Source organism: Clostridium sp., from assembly GCF_050717515.1.
GTDB lineage: Bacteria > Bacillota > Clostridia > Clostridiales > Clostridiaceae > Clostridium_AD.
In genome coordinates, this window is the sequence record NZ_JBOITL010000039.1 from 90,498 (window position 1) to 108,530 (window position 18,033).

Consider the following 18,033-nt stretch of genomic DNA (forward strand, 5'->3'; position numbering starts at 1 on the left):
TAGTATTGCTATCATTATCCTTATGAACTCTCTGGAACATTTAAAGGCATAATTATTTAATTAACAACATATTATCACATATTATGTTCTATTTCAACTCATTTCTTAACTTGATTATAAGTTTTTCAAAATAATCTGGAAGAGGTGAAATAAATTCCATGTACTTCTTAGTACTTGGATGGATAAATCCAAGCATTTTTGCATGAAGAACCTGACCTTTCAAATTAAAATGCTGCTTTTTAAATCCATATACCAAATCTCCTACTAAAGGATGTCCTATCTTTGCCATATGTACTCTTATTTGATGAGTTCGTCCTGTTTCTAAGTTACATTCTACTAAGGTATAGCTGCCAAACCTTTCTATTACTTTATAGTGGGTAATAGCCTTCTTACCACTTTCTACTACTGCCATTTTAATCCTATCTTTAGGGTGCCTTCCAATAGGTTCATCTACTGAGCCGACCTCTTGCTTAATTATACCTTCTACAAGAGCTAAATAACTTCTTGTCATTGAATGATCTTTAAGCTGCTCCGCTAAAGAGCTATGTGAATTATCATTTTTAGCTACTACAAGAGCTCCAGATGTATCCTTATCGATTCTATGTACTATTCCTGGCCTTAGAATACCATTGATGCCTGATAGGTCCTTGCAATGATATAACAATGCATTAACTAATGTCCCACTATAATTTCCTGGCGCTGGGTGAACCACCATATCCTGTGGTTTATTAATTACAATTACATCGCTATCTTCATATATAACATCCAAAGGTATATCTTCTGCTACAACGTCTAACTCCGCAGGCTCTGGAATGGATAACTCAATTATTTCATCTACTTTTAATTTGTAATTACTTTTTCTACATTTGCCATTTACAAAGGCCGCTCCACCTTCAATTATTCCTTGAACATATGACCTAGATTTATTCTCAAGTCTAGTAGAAATAAATACATCTAATCTTGTACCAACTGAATCTTCATCAACTTTATACTCAAAACTGTCCATTTATACCTCATCCTTTACTATAGAAATTGCCAAAATCAAAGTACCTACAACTACTAACATATCCGATATGTTAAAAGTCGGAAAATAATATATATCTTTATAATGAAGTAAAATGAAGTCCACTACATATTTATAAAATAATCTATCATATAAATTTCCCAATGCTCCACTTATAATTAGTGAAAGACCTATCCTTAAGAATTTTGATTTTGGCTTATATTTAATAATATAATATATCATTCCTGATATAACAAGTAGAGTAACTAACGCTAGCAATATGGTTTTGTTTTGCAAAATTCCAAAAGCTGCTCCTCTGTTTTCTAAATATTCTAATCCGAAAAAATCTTTAATTAATATAATTCCATTATTATCTTTTAAAGAACCTAGGGCCCAAACTTTAGTTAATCTGTCCAATAGCAAACCTAAAAAAATAATTAATAGTTCCATACTTTTCCCCCTATTTAATATGAACAATTAAGTATATACTGCTACGAATATGTTTTAACCTAAATAATTCTAAACACATCCGCAGCAATATATACTTTTTTTAATCTGGTAACTGGTTTCTATATTGATCATTACTTATTTTCTCTATAGGTTCAACGTAGCCACCTTCGTCGTCATCATCATAATACTCAATAATGTCATCTAATTCATTAAAGCGGTCTACTACCATATAAGTATCTTCAGCGTCTATACCTACTTCACCAGTACTACTGTATCTAAAAGGCGTACCCAGTACATCTTCTTCAACTGGTCTATCATTTTTCAGCGCTGGTTTTTTATCACCTAGGTCATTTTCACATCCCACACAATTCTCTGCGTAAGGTATAAATTCTAGCCTCTCCTCAATTATATCCTTACCACAACTTTTACATTTCCCATAGGTATTATTTTCTATGCTCTTTAATGCATCTTGAATCTTTTTAATAATTGACATTTCATTGGCCTTAAGTGCTAATCCTTTTTCCATATCAAAAAGTTCCGTTGCAGTATCTGAGGGATGATTATCATAAAATGATATTTCAGATGCCATTTCACTATTAGAATTTATAACCCCATTTTGTTTAAGCTCTTTAATAAGACTTTGAACTCGCAACCTCTCATTTATTAATCTTTGTTTAAAATATTGTATTTTTTCCTCTTCCATGATAACAACTCCTCTAGTTATTATTATAGTAGTATTATCAAACTGATAAAATTCCTATAGGCTTATGTTTTCTCATGGAGTGAATTTTATTACAATTATTTAAAATTATTTTAATAATTATATATCTTAGTCCCTAAACATCCCATCAAATTTTTTTACATTTTTCACTATTTGATCTACGGTGTCTATTGACACTGTTTGCCTTGCGTCAGATATAGCATCGTCCGGAGTAATATGACTTTCAATCATTAATCCATCCGCACCTGCAGCTATTGAAGAAAGTGACATCCTTGCTACTAATTCACGCCTGCCCGTCCCATGGCTTGGGTCAACAACTATTGGAATACGATATTTTTGTTTAATTGCAGCAACACTACCTAAATCTAGTGTATTTCTTGTGTAGGTATCAAAGGTTCTAATACCTCGCTCGCAGAGTACAACATTTTCATTACCATTTGCCATAATATACTCTGCAGCATAGAGCCACTCTGATAGTGTTGCACTCATACCTCTTTTTAATAAAATAGGTGTTTTTAACTTTCCAACTTCTTTGAGTAAACTGTAATTGTACATATTTCTAGACCCTATTTGTAACATATCAGCATACCTTAGAACTAAATCTATATCCTTAGAATCCATAACTTCTGTTACTATTGGCATATTAAATTCATCGCCAACAATTTTAAGTGTTTTCAGTCCTTCTTCCATGAAACCTTGAAAGTCATAGGGTGAAGTTCTTGGTTTAAAAGCTCCTCCCCTTAATATATGTACACCTACTTTTTTCAAACCACCTGCTATGGCATGCATATTATCGTAACCTTCAACTGAGCAAGGTCCTGATATTATTATTTTTTCTTCTCCACCAATAATTATATTTTTAACCTTTACCAATATATCTAATCCACTATTTTTATGAACTAATAACTTTTCCATATACAAGACTCCTAAATTAGTTTTAACATATTATTTAAAATTTTTGTTGAATTCTCTACAGCAATATCCTTGAATTTTTCGTAATCCATATGAGCTCCATTATTTGCATTGTCTGATATTGATCTAATAACAATAAATGGTATTTTATTCAAATAGCACACTTGCGCTATACTTGCTCCTTCCATTTCACAAGCCAAACATTCAAACTCAGAATTAAGCGATTTTATTTTATCAATGCTTGCAATAAATTGATCCCCTGATACAATTCTCCCCATAAAATAATTGTGACCACTTATATCCTTACAAGCTTCTATTGCATGCTCTATTAGTTTTTTATCACATTTAAAATCAAAAGTATCCAGTCTCGGAATTTGTCCTAGCTTATCACCAAATATAGAAGTATCCATATCATGCTGTACTAAATTATCCGCTATTACAATATCTCCAGGGTATATATTATCCACAGTACCCCCTGCAATACCAACATTTATAACATAATCCACCTTAAAATCATCTATTAATATTTGGGCGCAAACTGCAGCATTAACTTTACCAATGCCACTCGTAACTATGACTACATTTTTATTATGTATAATACCAAAACTAAATTTCATATTAGCCTTAACCTGACATGTTTCAATTTCCATATCTCTAAGTAAAAATTCAACCTCTTCACTCATTGCTCCAATAATACCTATATTCATCCTTTTTCCTCCTTGCGTTTGCTCTATGATGCAGATGACAAATACTTATTTGAAAGTTCCTAATATATTATATCACATTTGCTACATAAAAAATCTCACCCATTGAGTGAGATTTTTTTGTTTTTACTCTTTTGCAAAAAAACTTTTTATTTCTTCCATGTCATGGTTATGAAAATCTTTTTCATCAATGTTTTTTAATGTTAAATTTGAACATTCTAATGGAGAAATATTTTTTTTATCTATGCTATTATCCTCAATTTCATTACCTGACTTGTTAATTTCACTACCCACATTATAACTCTTAAAGTAGTCACTTTCTAGACCTTCAAACATCTCAACTTGGCAATTCATAAAATTCCTAAATTTTGTCCTAAACTTTGCAAATTCTTGCTTAGTTCTATCATATTCATCATTTATCTTAAGTATATCTTCATGAGCTTTATCTACCATTCTTTGAGAAGAATCATTTGCACTTCTGATAATCAATTCCGATTCTTTTTGAGCAGAAGACTTTGCTTGTTCCGCAGCATTTTGAGCCAGCACCAAGGTATTTTGAATTGTAGATTCTATTTTAACATGATGATCTAATTTTTCTTCTAAAAAACTATTTTTTTCTCTTAAGGTTGAATTTTCTTTGTACATAAATTCATACTCTTCAGCTACCTTATCTAAAAACTCATCAACTTCATCAGCATTGTATCCTCGTAAGCTCTTTTTAAACTCCTTATTATTAATATCCATGGATGTCAATCTCATGCCTGTTCCCCCCTTAACTATATATATTGCTTTATTGCAACTTTTAAACGGTCCTTTTGAGTGCTTCCTATAATCTCTGACACCACGATCTTACCATATCCTCTAATGGTTATGGTATCATTACACTTTATAATCTTATCTTTTTTTAAACACTGAAAATAATTCACCAATATTTTACCGGTGGATATAAGTCCCACTGAATTATTTCTTGAAACATTGCATATAGCTGATACCATGCCATCAAGGCGAAGTGAGGTAGATATAATAATTTTTTCTTGGAATTTCGGTTCTGGAAGGTCCTGTGATGTATAAGGGTGTTCACTGACTTCACATGGACATTTACCTATATCATTCAAATTACTAATTATGTAACTGCTTATGTCACTGCACACTGGTACATAGCAAGATTCATCTCTAATTACTAAATCTCCTAATTTTTCTCTTTTAATTCCTAGTGACATTATTGCACCTAAATAATCCTTATGATGAAGGGTAGTAAATCTCGAGTTATTACTTATTTTCAATAATTTTATGGGATATATTAAGGGTTCTTCAAAAGATGAAAATGATAACATCCTTCTGTCTGAATCTTTAAATATCCCATTTGTAAATGATTTTACTTTATAATTTTCACATAGAACTGAAATTTGATTCCATATAATTGGCGATAAAAAATCATTAGTAAATATGATTTTATTTGTTTTTTGTGCTATTTGCATTTTACTAAATATATTAGAAATCAAATTTTTGTCTTCATGATTTATACTGTTTAAAAAATAGTTCTTATCCATTTAACTCATTCCTTAATCTACTAATTCAATAAACCAAGCACCATTGATTTTAAAATCATTATAATAAAAAGTGCGATTATTGGTGAAAAATCTACCATTGTATTGCCAAAATACTTATCTTGAATTTTTCTACCAGGCTCAAGTAGAGGCCCTGTAATTTTATGCAATAATTCTGTATATTGATTTGTACCCCTATAAACCCAAGATAAAATCACTTCTATAAATATTGCACCCTGCAGTACATTAAAAAATAAATCAAAAAATCTATAAACCAAATTTAATAACCTCCTGTATTCCTCTAATTATTTATTCCAATTAAAAATTCCCTTTGAACTTAGTTCATTTTTTAATTCGTTATCAACCTCTACATTAGATGGTGATAATATATATACTCCTTTTTCTACTTGCTGAAGGTCTCCACCTAAAGAGTAACAAGATCCTCCAATAAAATCCAATAATCTTTGCCCAGTTTTAGCTTCTAATCCTGTAGTGTTAACTACTACAATTTTTCTAGACTTCAAGTTATCACTAATTGTAGTTGCTTCATCAAAATCTTCTGGTTTAATAATAACCACTTTTGTAGATGCTGTAGTATGAATATTAACTACTTTACTTTGTTTTTTGTTTGCAGTCATCAAGGATTCAATATCCATATTATCATCATCTTCTTCAGTCTCCATTTCTTCAATTTCATCCGATGCATCCTCTGCCATACCTAAAAAACCCATAACCTTGTTCATTACTTTACCCATTGTTATACCTCCAGTTTTTTATAATCTCTTTCTCCAAATATTTTCTTACCAAGCCTTATCATATTAGATCCTGCTTGTAATGCAATTTCAAAATCTCCACTCATACCTAAAGATAAAAATTCCATGGTCACATTTTTGTATTTAAAAGTTTTTAGATTATCAAACATACTTTTCATCCCGTTAAAGTACATCCTGCAATCTTCTACATTACCAATTGGAATTGTAGCCATCAGACCTTTAACTTTTACGTTGTTACATTTCTCACAAGCTTGTATTAGAGAATCTATATCCTCCGCCGCTATGCCCGTCTTAGCGCTTTCTTGCCCTATATTAACTTGAATTAAAACACTGGCAATTTCATCTTTAGCCCCATATTGCTTTTCAATTTCTTGCAATAAGCGTATGCTATCTAAAGAGTGAATAAGATGAACTTTTCCAACAATATATTTCACCTTATTCCTCTGTAAATGTCCTATAAGGTGCCATTTAATGTCTTCTTCTAGGCTATCATGTTTTTCCATTAATTCTTGTACTTTATTCTCCCCAAAATCTCTAGCTCCAGCTGCATATGCTTCTTTTATTTCATGGATTTGTCTAGTCTTAGAAACGCATATTAGTGTTACATCTTCTGGAATTTCATTTTTTAAGACCTTATAAGCTTCGCTAATCCCCAACTATCCCTGCCTCCTTACTGCTCTTTTAATACAAAATCAATTACTAATTGGTTTCTTCCATTTCTACTTTAATTCTTCATTGAATGGAAAAATCCCTTCATTATTTTTATATTTTTATGTAATTTTTAATTATACTATTTCTTTTTATCTGTGTCACTCATGTACTCACTCTTAAATTTGCCTGTATACCCCAATATTTTAATATCATCTGCCTTAACAATGCTAATTTTAACTTGATTGATCTTTAAATCTTTTATATATGTGGCCTGCAACGTTAAATAATTATATAAAACATCTTCATTTCCTATGGCATTAATGTAGAATGGAACTACTATCTTAACTCCATTTAAATCAATAGGCGCGCCATTACATAATGCGTAATTATCATAGGTAATTCTTTGACCATTAACAGAAATCGCTTCTGCTCCTGCACTTCGGAGGTTATTTATCACTTGCGCAATATCACGATCATGAATTAACGGCGGATACTCCCCAAACTCACCCTCACCATCCTCCAATGTGATTTTAACCCCTGGGCCTTGAACATCAGTCTTTCCTAATATAATATTATTTTCATTAACTTCCTTTTGAATTTCTTCTAAAACCTTATACTTTTTTATATCACCACTATCATATTTCTTAAGCTTTAAGGTGGCATCATAATATTGCTGTTTTAAATTGTTTAGTTCAGAATATAATTTACTTCTTTCATTATAAGCTTCATTGTACTGTTTTACATCTAAAAAATTACTTTTTCCTTCAAATCCAATATTCATAGCTATAAGAAGTCCTACTATTATTGAAGCAATAAACACAAATATGGTAGCTTCGTTATTTTTCATTTAATCACCTCATTAATGAGATTTAGTTTTGTCTATTAAAAGACGTCTAATAATTGCGAAATTATCAAATATTCTTCCGCCGAATACAATAACTGCAGCCAAATAAATTGGAATTCCTAATTTATCTCCTAGATAAACCATTGCTACAGCTAGTGCTGAATTCCCGAAAAATCCTGATACGAAAATATCTGCTCTGAAATTACGAGAAATCGACCCTCTGAGCGCTCCGAAAACAGAATCTAAACATGCAAAAATCGCTACAGAAATATATGGAGAAAATTTAATTGGAATATCTATATTCCAAACCACCCCTAATATAATACCTATTAACAATCCTACAAAAGCAACCATTTTATCACCTCTATTTCTTTTCTATTGGTTTAGCAAACTCGAATTTATATGCTTTACTATATTTATTAATCTTAATTTTGCTTGATTTTTCCATACTTACATCGCAAACCTCACTCAGTGCCGTTGGAATTGCTCCTTGAAAACTGAGAACGCCTTCCAAAATGTCTTTTTTTCCAATTGCTTTAATAGTAACTCTTTCACTATAAGATATTCTTTGATCATTTATAATAATTGCATTCCCTGCATTTCTTATGCCACTTCGAGAAGTAAGTCTAATATCATTAATAGAAATTGCTTCAGCATCCGCCGCATTTAATTCATTTACTATAAGAACTAACTGTGTATCGTTTATACGCTGCGTCTTAGGATCACTACCAAAAATGTCACTTTTAGGAGTTATGTAGATTATTAGACCTTCTCCTTCTACTTCGGTTCCTCCAGTAAGTATCCTTGTCTCTTCCAGCTCTTTGTACAATAATCCACTTTGTTCATCTCTTCCCTTAGCAGCATTTTCATATGCCTTTGTCTTGGTATCTAATTCATCAATTTTTTTCTGCATCGCATCTTTGCTCTTTTTTAATTGTTGGTTTTCAGTTATAATTTCTGGCGTGTTCTTATTAGTATCCTCTGTTATACTTTGTTTGCCTATCATTTTAAATTGGTAAGTTATCATAAATCCTAACAATATGCATATTATACCAACAGACATTTGAGATCTAAACTTCTTCATAGACTTCCTCCTTGCTACTCTCTGGGGGAGATAATTGTTATTAATTTTCAATGCTATTTTCCTATAAAAATAACTGGGTTGGATTTAGCACTAACATCTACATATCCCTTGGACCCCTTATATTCAGGTTGTGAAATAATATTTATCGCCTTATTAAATTTGCTTGCCAAATCATCTGACGTTCCAAATTTAATGCACATTTCTCCAGAAAAAACCTTCACATCTAAAATATTATTTACATCTACCATAGTTATTACAACTGCACTACTAGTCTTTCTATACTTCGCAATAATATCTGTTATTTCATTTGCAATAGTTATTTTTCTATCATCCTCTGATACAATTAAATCTCCAACTTTACATTTTTCATAATTAAATCCAATTAAATTTACTAAGTTCTTATTTTTAATATCAGATCTTATTTCTAGCAGAATTCCTTTATTATCTAAAATATAATAAGTGTTGTTTACTTTCCCATAAAATACAGCTGTTCTTTCCTCTATTTCTATTACAATTTTATTTGGAAAAACTTTTTTAAATTTTGCACCTAGAATATAAGGATTTTGGGTAATTCTTTTTTTACTATCATTAAAACTTGCATAAAAGATATTACTTCCGAGCTTAATTGTAGCTGCCTCCTTAATTTCAACTTTAGAAGCATTTGAATTCCCTAGGATTTCAATAGTTGTAATGTTAAAATAGGGTAATTTAAAGCATAATGTAATCAATGTAGACAACATAATTATGGATAACAACACTAAACGTTTTACTCTTTTTTTGTGCTTTCTTTTATGTAATAATTTTTCTTTGTTTTCTATAATATAATTCCCATTTCTAAAACTATCACTTTTCTTGCTCATTCACTTCCCCGCATTCGATAATACATATTTTTTTGGAGTTTGCTCTTCTAAAATATAAATTTGTAGATTATAGCTCATGTTTTAGTTTAATTTATATTAATTACCTTTATAACTCACTTATCTATATATAATACCACTTAATTTAATTATTTTCATCCCAATTTGAATGTATTTTTTAGTATTTTTAAAAAATTAATATTATGTATGAGAGAGCACTATAAAAGGCATGCATTTGTGCATGCCTTTCCTTTTAATTTTTATTTACATTATGCCTTGACACATTTAAAAGTATTCCTATGGCAAACATATTGAAAACTAGAGCTGAGCCACCATAGCTTATAAAAGGAAGTGGTACACCCGTAACTGGCATTGAACCAGTAACTACTGCTATATTAATAATTGCTTGAATAGCAATAACAGATGTAATTCCAATAGCTAAGATGGTACCGTACATATCTTTAGCAGTAACTGCTATTTTAATACCTCGCCATACAAAAATTACAAATAATAAAATTATAAAAGTGCCTCCAATTAAACCTAATTCTTCACAAATTATCGGAAAAATAAAATCCGTGTGTGGTTCAGGTATGTAAAGGCATTTTTGTCTTGATTGTCCAATTCCTGCACCGGTTACCCCTCCTGATCCAAGAGCAAGCAATGATTGAACTAGTTGATATCCCTCACCTTGACTATCAGCAAAAGGATTTCTAAAATTCATAAGTCTTTTCAATCTATAATCTGCAGTAATTGCTAAAACACCAACTGCAGCTACTAAGGTAGTGCCTATAGCAAACATGTGTAAAAATCTTGCCCCTACCCCAAATAGAATAATTACAGTAACAATCATTATAACAGTTGCTATACTTAAATTTGGTTCGATCAAAATTAACCCGGCATAAAATCCTGAAACTAATAGGTAGGGCAATACCCCTTTAGAGAACTCTTTAACTTTTTCGCCTTTTATCTCTAAGCTTTTAGCCATATATAATACTATAGCATATTTTGCAATTTCCGAGGGTTGAAACCCTGCAAAGCCTAATGGAATCCATCGCCTAGCGCCATTAACGTCTTTAAAGCCAAATACAACAAGTAAACAAACTACAGTAAATACCATAATAATGCCAGTATATTTTTTAATCTTATGATAATCTATTTTAATTGCTACTATCATAAAAACAAAGCCAATACATGCCCATAATAGTTGCTTTTTTAAATAGTATTCTGGATCATTAACTTTAAAAGCCATCTTATATGAGCTGGCACTATAAACCATTACAACTCCGATGGCCACAAGAATCATTATGGTTGCAAATAATACAAAATCTATTTGTCCCATTTTAACCTTGGATTTTCGCATAATATACCCTCCTTAAATCATCTCCTGGGTCTCTGAGATTAACGACTTCAGAAGGAGATTTATCCTCCCACCGAAGTTTTATTTTTGTTATAGCATATGACCCCGACTTATAGTAGTGGGAGACTTCCTTCTGAAATGTCGTTAAACTCTAATAAGTAAAGGATAGAAATCCAAATATACATAAAATTACTGTTACAACGGAAAATATGGCTACGATTTTAGTTTCCTTCCACCCGCTTAATTCAAAGTGATGATGAATTGGAGACATTTTAAATACTCTCTTACCAGTAGCCTTAAATACTAAAACTTGAATAATAACAGAGAGCGTCTCTAGAACATATATACCACCTACAATAATAACAAGTAGTGGTAACTTTAGTATCATACCCACTGCTGCTACTGCGCCACCAAGTGCTAGGGACCCCATATCTCCCATGAAAATTTCTGCTTTATAAGAATTGAATTTTAGAAATCCTAATAAGGCACCTGCAAGTGCCGCGCAAAATATTGCAAGGGTAGAATGAAACATCATATTACTAACTAATGCAAAAAATGTCATGATTACTATTGTAACGGAGGTACATAAGCCATCTAATCCATCTGTTAAATTAACTGCATTTGTAGTTGCTGCAAAATAAACAATGATAAAAGGCACATACCAATAACCAAAATCTACACTTTTATTGAAAAAAGGTATTCTTATATCCGTTCCTATTTTAATTGAAGCATAATAACCAACCACGCCTCCTACTATGAGTAAAAGTAACATCTTTTGTTTAGATGTAAGTCCTTCATTTTTTTTACGTTTTATTTTTAGAACATCATCAATAAGTCCAATTAACCCAAAAGCTATAAAGCAATATAGTGCAATCATGGCTTCATCGTTTGTGTGCCTAACAATGATTAACATTGTAATTATTGTTGAAGTCATGAATATAATACCACCCATAGTAGGCGTGCCTGCTTTTTTAAGATGACTTCTAGGTCCTTCTTCCCTTATATTTTGACCAAATTTAAGTTTATGTAACATTGGAATCAATAGCGGCCCTTGTATAATTGATAGAAAAAATGCAATTAGAACTGCATAAATAATTAAACTCATTTCCCAGTCACCTCTTTAGCATTTATATGCTCTAGCGAATTTAAATTCGCACGCGAATTGAGATTCGCATGTGAATTAAGATTCACAAGTTCACTAACTATACTCTCAAATTTCATATATCTTGAAGCTTTAACTAAAACAACATCATTTGTAGCGATAATTCCTTTTAAAAATGAAATAACCTCATTGTAAGTTTCAAAACACCTATATTTATTTATATCACTAAATCCTTGTTTATATGCCTCATTAAATTCCCCTAAGGTAATTAATAAATCAATATTTTTAGCTTTTGCATATTCTCCAACTTGTTTATGTGCTTCGAAAGCATTATTCCCAAGTTCTCTCATAGTACCCAATATGGCAATTTTAGACTCTCCACTAACATTACAAAGCACATCCATTGCTGCTAGCATTGAATCTGGACTAGCATTATAACAATCGTTAATGATAGTGAATTTTTCACCCTTTGTTATATCTAAACGCATAGAGGTAGCTTCTAATTTTTTAAAGCCCCTAGCAATTTCATCATAATTCATACCCATTACCCGGGCGCAAGCTACTGCTAGTAAAGAATTTAGCACGTTATGTCTTCCAGGTATATTAACTTCAATTGTATTTTTAGTTAAAATTCCAGCCTCTATTAACCCGAATGTTATTTTGTGCTCAAAAATATTTAAATCACAAGCTTTAAAATCCGCCTTAGAATCAATTCCTGTTTTTATAGTTTTATAGTTTGCTGGGATTATATCTTCTAATAAATCATTATCTGAATTTACAATTAAAACGCTGTCCTTCGTAAAAAAGTCTGTTATCTCCATTTTAGCCTTTAAAATATTTTCTCTTGTTTTAAGATTTTCAAGGTGAGACATTCCAATGTTAGTAATAATACCAATATTAGGTTTTGAAGTTTCACATAGGTTGTGAATCTCTCCAAAATCACTCATGCCCATTTCCAGCACTGCAACATCATAACTTTTATCTAACATAAATATCATCATAGGTAATCCTATTTCGTTGTTAAAATTTCCTAAGGTTTTAAAAACTTTGAATTTTGCTGATAGTACCGCTGCTACTAAATCCTTTGTGGATGTTTTGCCTGTAGAACCTGTAATCCCTACTACTTGTAAATTCAGCTTATTTAAATAAAATTTTGCAAGATCCCTTAATGCTTTTTTAGTATCCTCTACCTTAATTACAGTAGTTTTCTTATCTAGCGAAGTTATATCAAATTTTATTTCATCAATTATGCAAATTGAAGCTCCTTTTTTGCTAGCCTCGCAGGTAAAATCATTAGCATTAAAATTTTCACCCTTTAATGCTATAAAAACATCCTTGTCTTTTATGGCTCTTGTATCCATGCAAACATTGTTATACAATGTATTTTCGCCTTTAACTAATATTTCTCCAAGCGTTGCGCAAATTATCTCATCTAGTGTAATATACTCCATCTAAAAACTCTCCTTTATTATCTCTGAAACAATTTCTCTTTCATCAAAATGTATTGTTTTATCTTTCAAAACCTGATAGTCCTCATGGCCTTTTCCTGCAATAACAATTACGTCACCTTTCATAGCAATTTCAATTGCTCTTTTTATAGCACTTGTTCTATCCTCTATAATTTCAAACTTCTGGTTTCCAATGCCGGATACTACATCATTAATTATTTGCATTGGGTCTTCAGTTCTTGGATTGTCAGAAGTTATTATTGATATATCACTAAGTTCGCTACCAATTTTACCCATGATAGCTCTTTTGGTTTTATCTCTGTCTCCACCGCAACCAAAAACACATATAAGTTTACCTTTTGTAAATTCTCTCACAGTTTTCAATATATTTTCTAGTGCATCAGGTGTATGTGCATAATCTAAAATTATTTCAAACCCCAAGTTATGTTTACTTTTAACAATTTCACATCGACCAAGCACTTGTACTTTTTCTAGCCCTAGTTTAATTGCAGATATGTCTATCCCCTCATTTAAACAAACTCCTATACAAGCAAGAGCATTATATATATTATAATTTCCTGGTATATTTAATTGGATTTCAAAAGAGTTGTCTTTACAATGTAGCGTGAAATTACTTCCCCTTGAATTCATTTCTATATTACTAGCCCTAATATCCGCACTAGAATTTAATCCATAGCTAAATTTGCTACTCTTAATTAAATTATAGGCATTGCCGCCATATGTATCATCAATGTTAATTACAGAGTTTTTGCTATACTTAAATAATAGTAGTTTTGCATTGAAATAATTTTCAAAGGTTTTATGAAAATCTAAATGATCTTGTGTTAAATTTGTGAAAATGCTCTCACAAAACTCTATTCCGTATACCCTATCTAAAGTCAAAGAATGAGAAGACACCTCCATAACACAATAATCCACACGTGCCTCTACCATTTTTTTGAAAAGTTCATGTAACTCTAGTGATTCTGGAGTAGTTCTTTCCGTATGGATTTTCTCGTCTCCAATAAAATTTGCTATAGTTCCAATAAGTCCAACTTTATGCCCTTGCTCCTCTAAAATAGCTTTAAGCATAAAGGCTGAAGTTGTTTTTCCATTAGTACCTGTAATTCCTATTATTTTCATCTTGCTACTAGGGTTATTATAGTAATTTGATGCACTTAGGGCTAAAGCCTTTCTGCTATCTGCTACTTTAATTACGCTGCAATTTAATTGTTTTGCTATATTCTTCTCACATACAATAGCAACCGCTCCATTGTTAATTGCATTTTGTATATATTCATGACCATCAACTTTATACCCTTGTACACAGAAAAATAAATCTCCACTTTTAATTTTTCTTGAATCATATTGAATTTCTTTTATATCTATATCAATATCCCCACTAATTAAATCCAAATTAATATTCTCCATAATTTTTTTAAGTTTCATATTATCACTCCCTTAAGTGTGGTCACTCATAAATGTGTGGTTACTCATAAATGTGTGGTTACTCATAAATGTGTGGTTACTCATAAATGTGTAGTTACAAATATAGCATGCTTACAAAAAAATATTTTTCTTATTATTACTAACCTGTTTTGAAAATAGTATACAGAATAAAGAACATTTCATAAAAAAATTACTATAACTTACAACATGGCAAATCAGACAATTCAAAAATTCTGAATGCCACCTTTTTTTATCATCTTTATGTTACACGAAAAGAAATAACAAGTCAAAGTTGCTCATTACTGACTTGTTATTTCTTCTCCTGTTCCTTATATAGTGTTTACACCATATTTAACTAGTCAGCCATAATATCTAAATGTAATGTAATGGTGGTTCCTTTTTTTACCTCTGCGCCTTCTACGCTTTGTTCCGAGACTATTCCATTGCCAATAAATTCAGCTTTCAAACCAAGACTATTTAACACCTCAGTAGCTTTTTCTGGACTATTCCCTTTAATATTTGGAACTATTACTGTATTACTATACTCTACTTTTTTATCGGTGTGTAATATAATTTGAGTCCCTTCTTTAACTGTATATCCAGGTTTTGGAGTCATATCTGTAATAACTTCTCCGCCTGTTGTTATTTTTAGTTTTAAATTACTTTCTCTTAATATTTTTTGAGCCTCGGCTTTTTTAAGACCTCTTACCTCAGGCACAATAATATCTCTAAGTAAACTTTTAGAAATTTCCTCATTAGAAGCATCAGATTTTAGTGCTAAGTAATTAAATATATCATTAAAAGCTTGTTTTGCAACCACTGTTGCAATCTGTCCACCATAATACCAAGATGGGTCTGGTTCATCAATTGAGACCAAAAGTGTTATTTGAGGGTCACTAGCAGGTGCCATTCCAGCAAATGAAGCAACATATTTCCCTGGTGCATAACCCACCCCTGTGGTATTAATCTTTTGAGCAGTTCCAGTTTTTCCAGCAATATGATATCCTGCAATATATGCTTTCTTACCGCCACCATTTTCTACAACCTGTTCTAGGTAAGATCGAAGCTGCTTTGCTATTGATTCATCCATTATTTTTCTTTCATTATAATTTGAAAATGCTTGGAGAACCGTTTTATTGCCTAAATCATCATAAGCTGCTATCTCTTTCATAACGTGAGGAGTTATTAGTTTTCCTCCATTTGCAATAGCATTAAAAGCCGTTAAATACTGCACTGAAGATAGAGTATTACCTTGACCAAAGGATGTTACTGCTAAATCAACCGGAGTCATATCTTTAGTTTTTCTAATTATTCCTAGAGCTTCTCCACTTAAATCAATACCAGTTTTTTTGCCAAATCCAAACAAGTAAATGTACTTGTTTAGTTTTTCTGCACCCAATCGTTTGCCAAGTTCCATAAATCCAACATTGCAAGAGTTTTTTAAAATATCAACAAAACTTTGAGATCCATGCCCTGTGGTTTTATGACACCTTATTACTTTACCGTTAACAATACTGCTACCATTGCAGACAAATCTATCAGTATCCTTAACTACCTTCTCTTCCATAGCCGCTGTAGCGGTAACTACTTTAAAAATAGATCCTGGCTCGAAGGTATCGCTTACTGCTCTGTTTCTCCAAGCTTTTTGATTTTCATCAAAGCTTTTAGTAAGGTCCCAAGGTTCATTTGGATTATAGTCTGGTTTATTAACCATACCTAAAATTTCTCCATTTTTAGGATTCATTGCAATTATAGTAACTGCATTTGCTTTATTATCAATCATAGCCTGCGCCGCTGCTTTTTCACAAAAATATTGAATCATCTCATCAATAGTAAGCATTACGTCTTTACCATTTATCGGCTTTGTATAATCTGATATTTTATAAGGCAAATCTTCACTTTTTCTATCAGTTTCAGAAAGGTTTATTCCAGGTACACCAGACAGATATTTATCGTAACGAAGTTCAACTCCTGTTAATCCATTACCATCAGCATTAGTATGTCCTAGAACGTTTGCTAAGAAATTATTATTGGGATAGTATCTTTTTGTATCTCCAGTAATTACAATTCCACGGAGCTTACTACTCGCCGAAAAATCAACAATTTTATCAGCTATCTCCTTATCTATCCTTCTCTTCAAAATGGCTGCCCCAACAGGTTTTCCCTTTGAATTTTTCTGAGTTAAAATAGATAAAACATTTTTAGAATCCATTCCAAGTATTTTAGCCAGTTCTGGTGCTATACTCTCCATAGTTAATTTGTTTTTTTCTGTAGTAGATCTTAATGAATTAAGGTCTAAGTCTACTCTAAAAACATTTGCACTTATAGCTAATTCTTTTTCATTTCTGTCTAAAATCCGTCCTCGTTGTGGTGCAATACGAACGTCACTTGTCCACTGCAATATTGCTCTTTCTTTGTACTCCTTTCCTTTAACTATCATTACGTAGCTTAACCTACTAACTAATAGCAAAAACAAAAGAAAAAGTATGAAAAAGACAGTAAGCATTCTACGTTTAACTAGTACCTTGTCCCTATACTCTCCTTTTGGCAATGTGGTTCCTCCTTACTAATATCTGTGAAAATGAAAATATAAAAGTATAATAATAATAATAATAATAATAATAATAATAATAATTGCTATCCTAAAACATAAATTTTTTTATCTTATTTACTATTTCGTTACTTACTTTAACTTCTATTTTTTTCTCTACTGCTAAATTATTTTTGTTCAAATTGCAGTATTGTACATCGCTAATCCGTGGTTTAACCATATGAAGTTTCTCTGTAGCTGTTTTCTCAATATAACTTATATTTCTAAACTTAATTAGTTGTACTTTATAGGCATCATTTTCTTTACTTATTGTTTCTATTTGGGCTCTAGTTTTAGACGTTGCATCCTGATAATTATAAATCATACAATATCTAGCAATAATAACAATTCCGATAACAAAACCTATAAGAATATTTGTAAGAACATTCTTTTTATTTTTTATATCCTTTAGTCTTTTACTTTGGTTTGTCTGTTGTCGTGATTTTTCTAAATCCTCATACTTTCGTTTTCGAGTCTCATGCTCTGGTGATAATACAGTATTCCCATCCATTCTAAACTTGTTTTTTTCTACTATCACTTT

General features: G+C 31.3%; 20 protein-coding genes. All 20 read right to left on the reverse strand.

Translation table 11 applies throughout. From position 1 onward, the window contains the following. Positions 1 to 88 precede the first annotated feature (88 nt). Positions 89 to 1,006 carry an RluA family pseudouridine synthase gene (locus ACREV6_RS22515; RefSeq protein WP_431580287.1) on the reverse strand — a complete coding sequence of 306 codons (918 nt, stop codon included), beginning with the start codon at positions 1,004 to 1,006 and terminating at the stop codon, positions 89 to 91. Continuing rightward, positions 1,007 to 1,453, reverse strand: a complete 447-nt coding sequence (lspA, locus tag ACREV6_RS22520; protein ID WP_431580288.1) for a signal peptidase II — start codon at positions 1,451 to 1,453, stop codon at positions 1,007 to 1,009. A gap of 100 nt (positions 1,454 to 1,553) precedes the next feature. Beyond that, positions 1,554 to 2,156, reverse strand: a complete 603-nt coding sequence (locus tag ACREV6_RS22525) for a TraR/DksA C4-type zinc finger protein (protein WP_431580289.1) — start codon at positions 2,154 to 2,156, stop codon at positions 1,554 to 1,556. Between the two features lie 126 nt (positions 2,157 to 2,282). Next, the gene (aroF, locus tag ACREV6_RS22530) at positions 2,283 to 3,089 is read right to left on the reverse strand and encodes a 3-deoxy-7-phosphoheptulonate synthase (RefSeq protein ID WP_431580290.1); all 807 of its coding nucleotides are present in this window, start codon (positions 3,087 to 3,089) and stop codon (positions 2,283 to 2,285) included. Between the two features lie 11 nt (positions 3,090 to 3,100). Then, a complete protein-coding gene (locus ACREV6_RS22535; protein ID WP_431580291.1) occupies positions 3,101 to 3,793 on the reverse strand; it encodes a 5'-methylthioadenosine/adenosylhomocysteine nucleosidase in 693 nt (230 codons plus the stop codon). Between the two features lie 123 nt (positions 3,794 to 3,916). Further along, complete coding sequence (locus tag ACREV6_RS22540) at positions 3,917 to 4,549, reverse strand: DivIVA domain-containing protein (RefSeq protein ID WP_431580292.1); 633 nt, start codon at positions 4,547 to 4,549, stop codon at positions 3,917 to 3,919. 17 nt (positions 4,550 to 4,566) lie between these two features. After that, on the reverse strand, positions 4,567 to 5,340 hold the full coding sequence (locus tag ACREV6_RS22545; RefSeq protein ID WP_431580293.1) for a YlmH family RNA-binding protein: 774 nt from the start codon (positions 5,338 to 5,340) through the stop codon (positions 4,567 to 4,569). A gap of 20 nt (positions 5,341 to 5,360) precedes the next feature. Continuing rightward, entirely contained in the window at positions 5,361 to 5,615 is a 255-nt protein-coding gene (locus ACREV6_RS22550) for a YggT family protein (protein WP_431580294.1), read from the reverse strand. 27 nt (positions 5,616 to 5,642) lie between these two features. Further along, positions 5,643 to 6,092 (reverse strand): cell division protein SepF, encoded by a 450-nt coding sequence (locus ACREV6_RS22555; protein ID WP_431580295.1) that lies wholly within the window; start codon positions 6,090 to 6,092, stop codon positions 5,643 to 5,645. 2 nt (positions 6,093 to 6,094) lie between these two features. Further along, entirely contained in the window at positions 6,095 to 6,766 is a 672-nt protein-coding gene (locus tag ACREV6_RS22560; RefSeq protein WP_431580296.1) for a YggS family pyridoxal phosphate-dependent enzyme, read from the reverse strand. Positions 6,767 to 6,900: 134 nt separating this feature from the next. Next, entirely contained in the window at positions 6,901 to 7,608 is a 708-nt protein-coding gene (locus tag ACREV6_RS22565) for a DUF881 domain-containing protein (RefSeq protein WP_431580297.1), read from the reverse strand. Positions 7,609 to 7,620: 12 nt separating this feature from the next. Beyond that, a complete protein-coding gene (locus ACREV6_RS22570; RefSeq protein ID WP_431580298.1) occupies positions 7,621 to 7,959 on the reverse strand; it encodes a small basic family protein in 339 nt (112 codons plus the stop codon). Between the two features lie 10 nt (positions 7,960 to 7,969). Then, positions 7,970 to 8,689 carry a DUF881 domain-containing protein gene (locus tag ACREV6_RS22575; protein WP_431580299.1) on the reverse strand — a complete coding sequence of 240 codons (720 nt, stop codon included), beginning with the start codon at positions 8,687 to 8,689 and terminating at the stop codon, positions 7,970 to 7,972. A gap of 53 nt (positions 8,690 to 8,742) precedes the next feature. After that, on the reverse strand, positions 8,743 to 9,549 hold the full coding sequence (locus ACREV6_RS22580) for a cell division protein FtsQ/DivIB (protein ID WP_431580300.1): 807 nt from the start codon (positions 9,547 to 9,549) through the stop codon (positions 8,743 to 8,745). A gap of 250 nt (positions 9,550 to 9,799) precedes the next feature. Then, positions 9,800 to 10,906 carry a stage V sporulation protein E gene (gene spoVE / locus ACREV6_RS22585; RefSeq protein WP_431580301.1) on the reverse strand — a complete coding sequence of 369 codons (1,107 nt, stop codon included), beginning with the start codon at positions 10,904 to 10,906 and terminating at the stop codon, positions 9,800 to 9,802. Between the two features lie 148 nt (positions 10,907 to 11,054). After that, on the reverse strand, positions 11,055 to 12,008 hold the full coding sequence (gene mraY, locus ACREV6_RS22590; RefSeq protein WP_431580302.1) for a phospho-N-acetylmuramoyl-pentapeptide-transferase: 954 nt from the start codon (positions 12,006 to 12,008) through the stop codon (positions 11,055 to 11,057). Next, on the reverse strand, positions 12,005 to 13,456 hold the full coding sequence (locus ACREV6_RS22595) for a UDP-N-acetylmuramoyl-tripeptide--D-alanyl-D-alanine ligase (RefSeq protein ID WP_431580303.1): 1,452 nt from the start codon (positions 13,454 to 13,456) through the stop codon (positions 12,005 to 12,007). The genes mraY and ACREV6_RS22595 overlap by 4 nt, the downstream gene beginning before the upstream one ends. Next, a complete protein-coding gene (locus tag ACREV6_RS22600; RefSeq protein ID WP_431580304.1) occupies positions 13,457 to 14,902 on the reverse strand; it encodes a UDP-N-acetylmuramoyl-L-alanyl-D-glutamate--2,6-diaminopimelate ligase in 1,446 nt (481 codons plus the stop codon). 355 nt (positions 14,903 to 15,257) lie between these two features. Further along, entirely contained in the window at positions 15,258 to 17,453 is a 2,196-nt protein-coding gene (locus tag ACREV6_RS22605) for a stage V sporulation protein D (RefSeq protein WP_431580305.1), read from the reverse strand. A gap of 91 nt (positions 17,454 to 17,544) precedes the next feature. Then, the gene (locus tag ACREV6_RS22610; protein ID WP_431580306.1) at positions 17,545 to 18,030 is read right to left on the reverse strand and encodes a hypothetical protein; all 486 of its coding nucleotides are present in this window, start codon (positions 18,028 to 18,030) and stop codon (positions 17,545 to 17,547) included. Between the last annotated feature and the right edge of the window lie 3 nt (positions 18,031 to 18,033).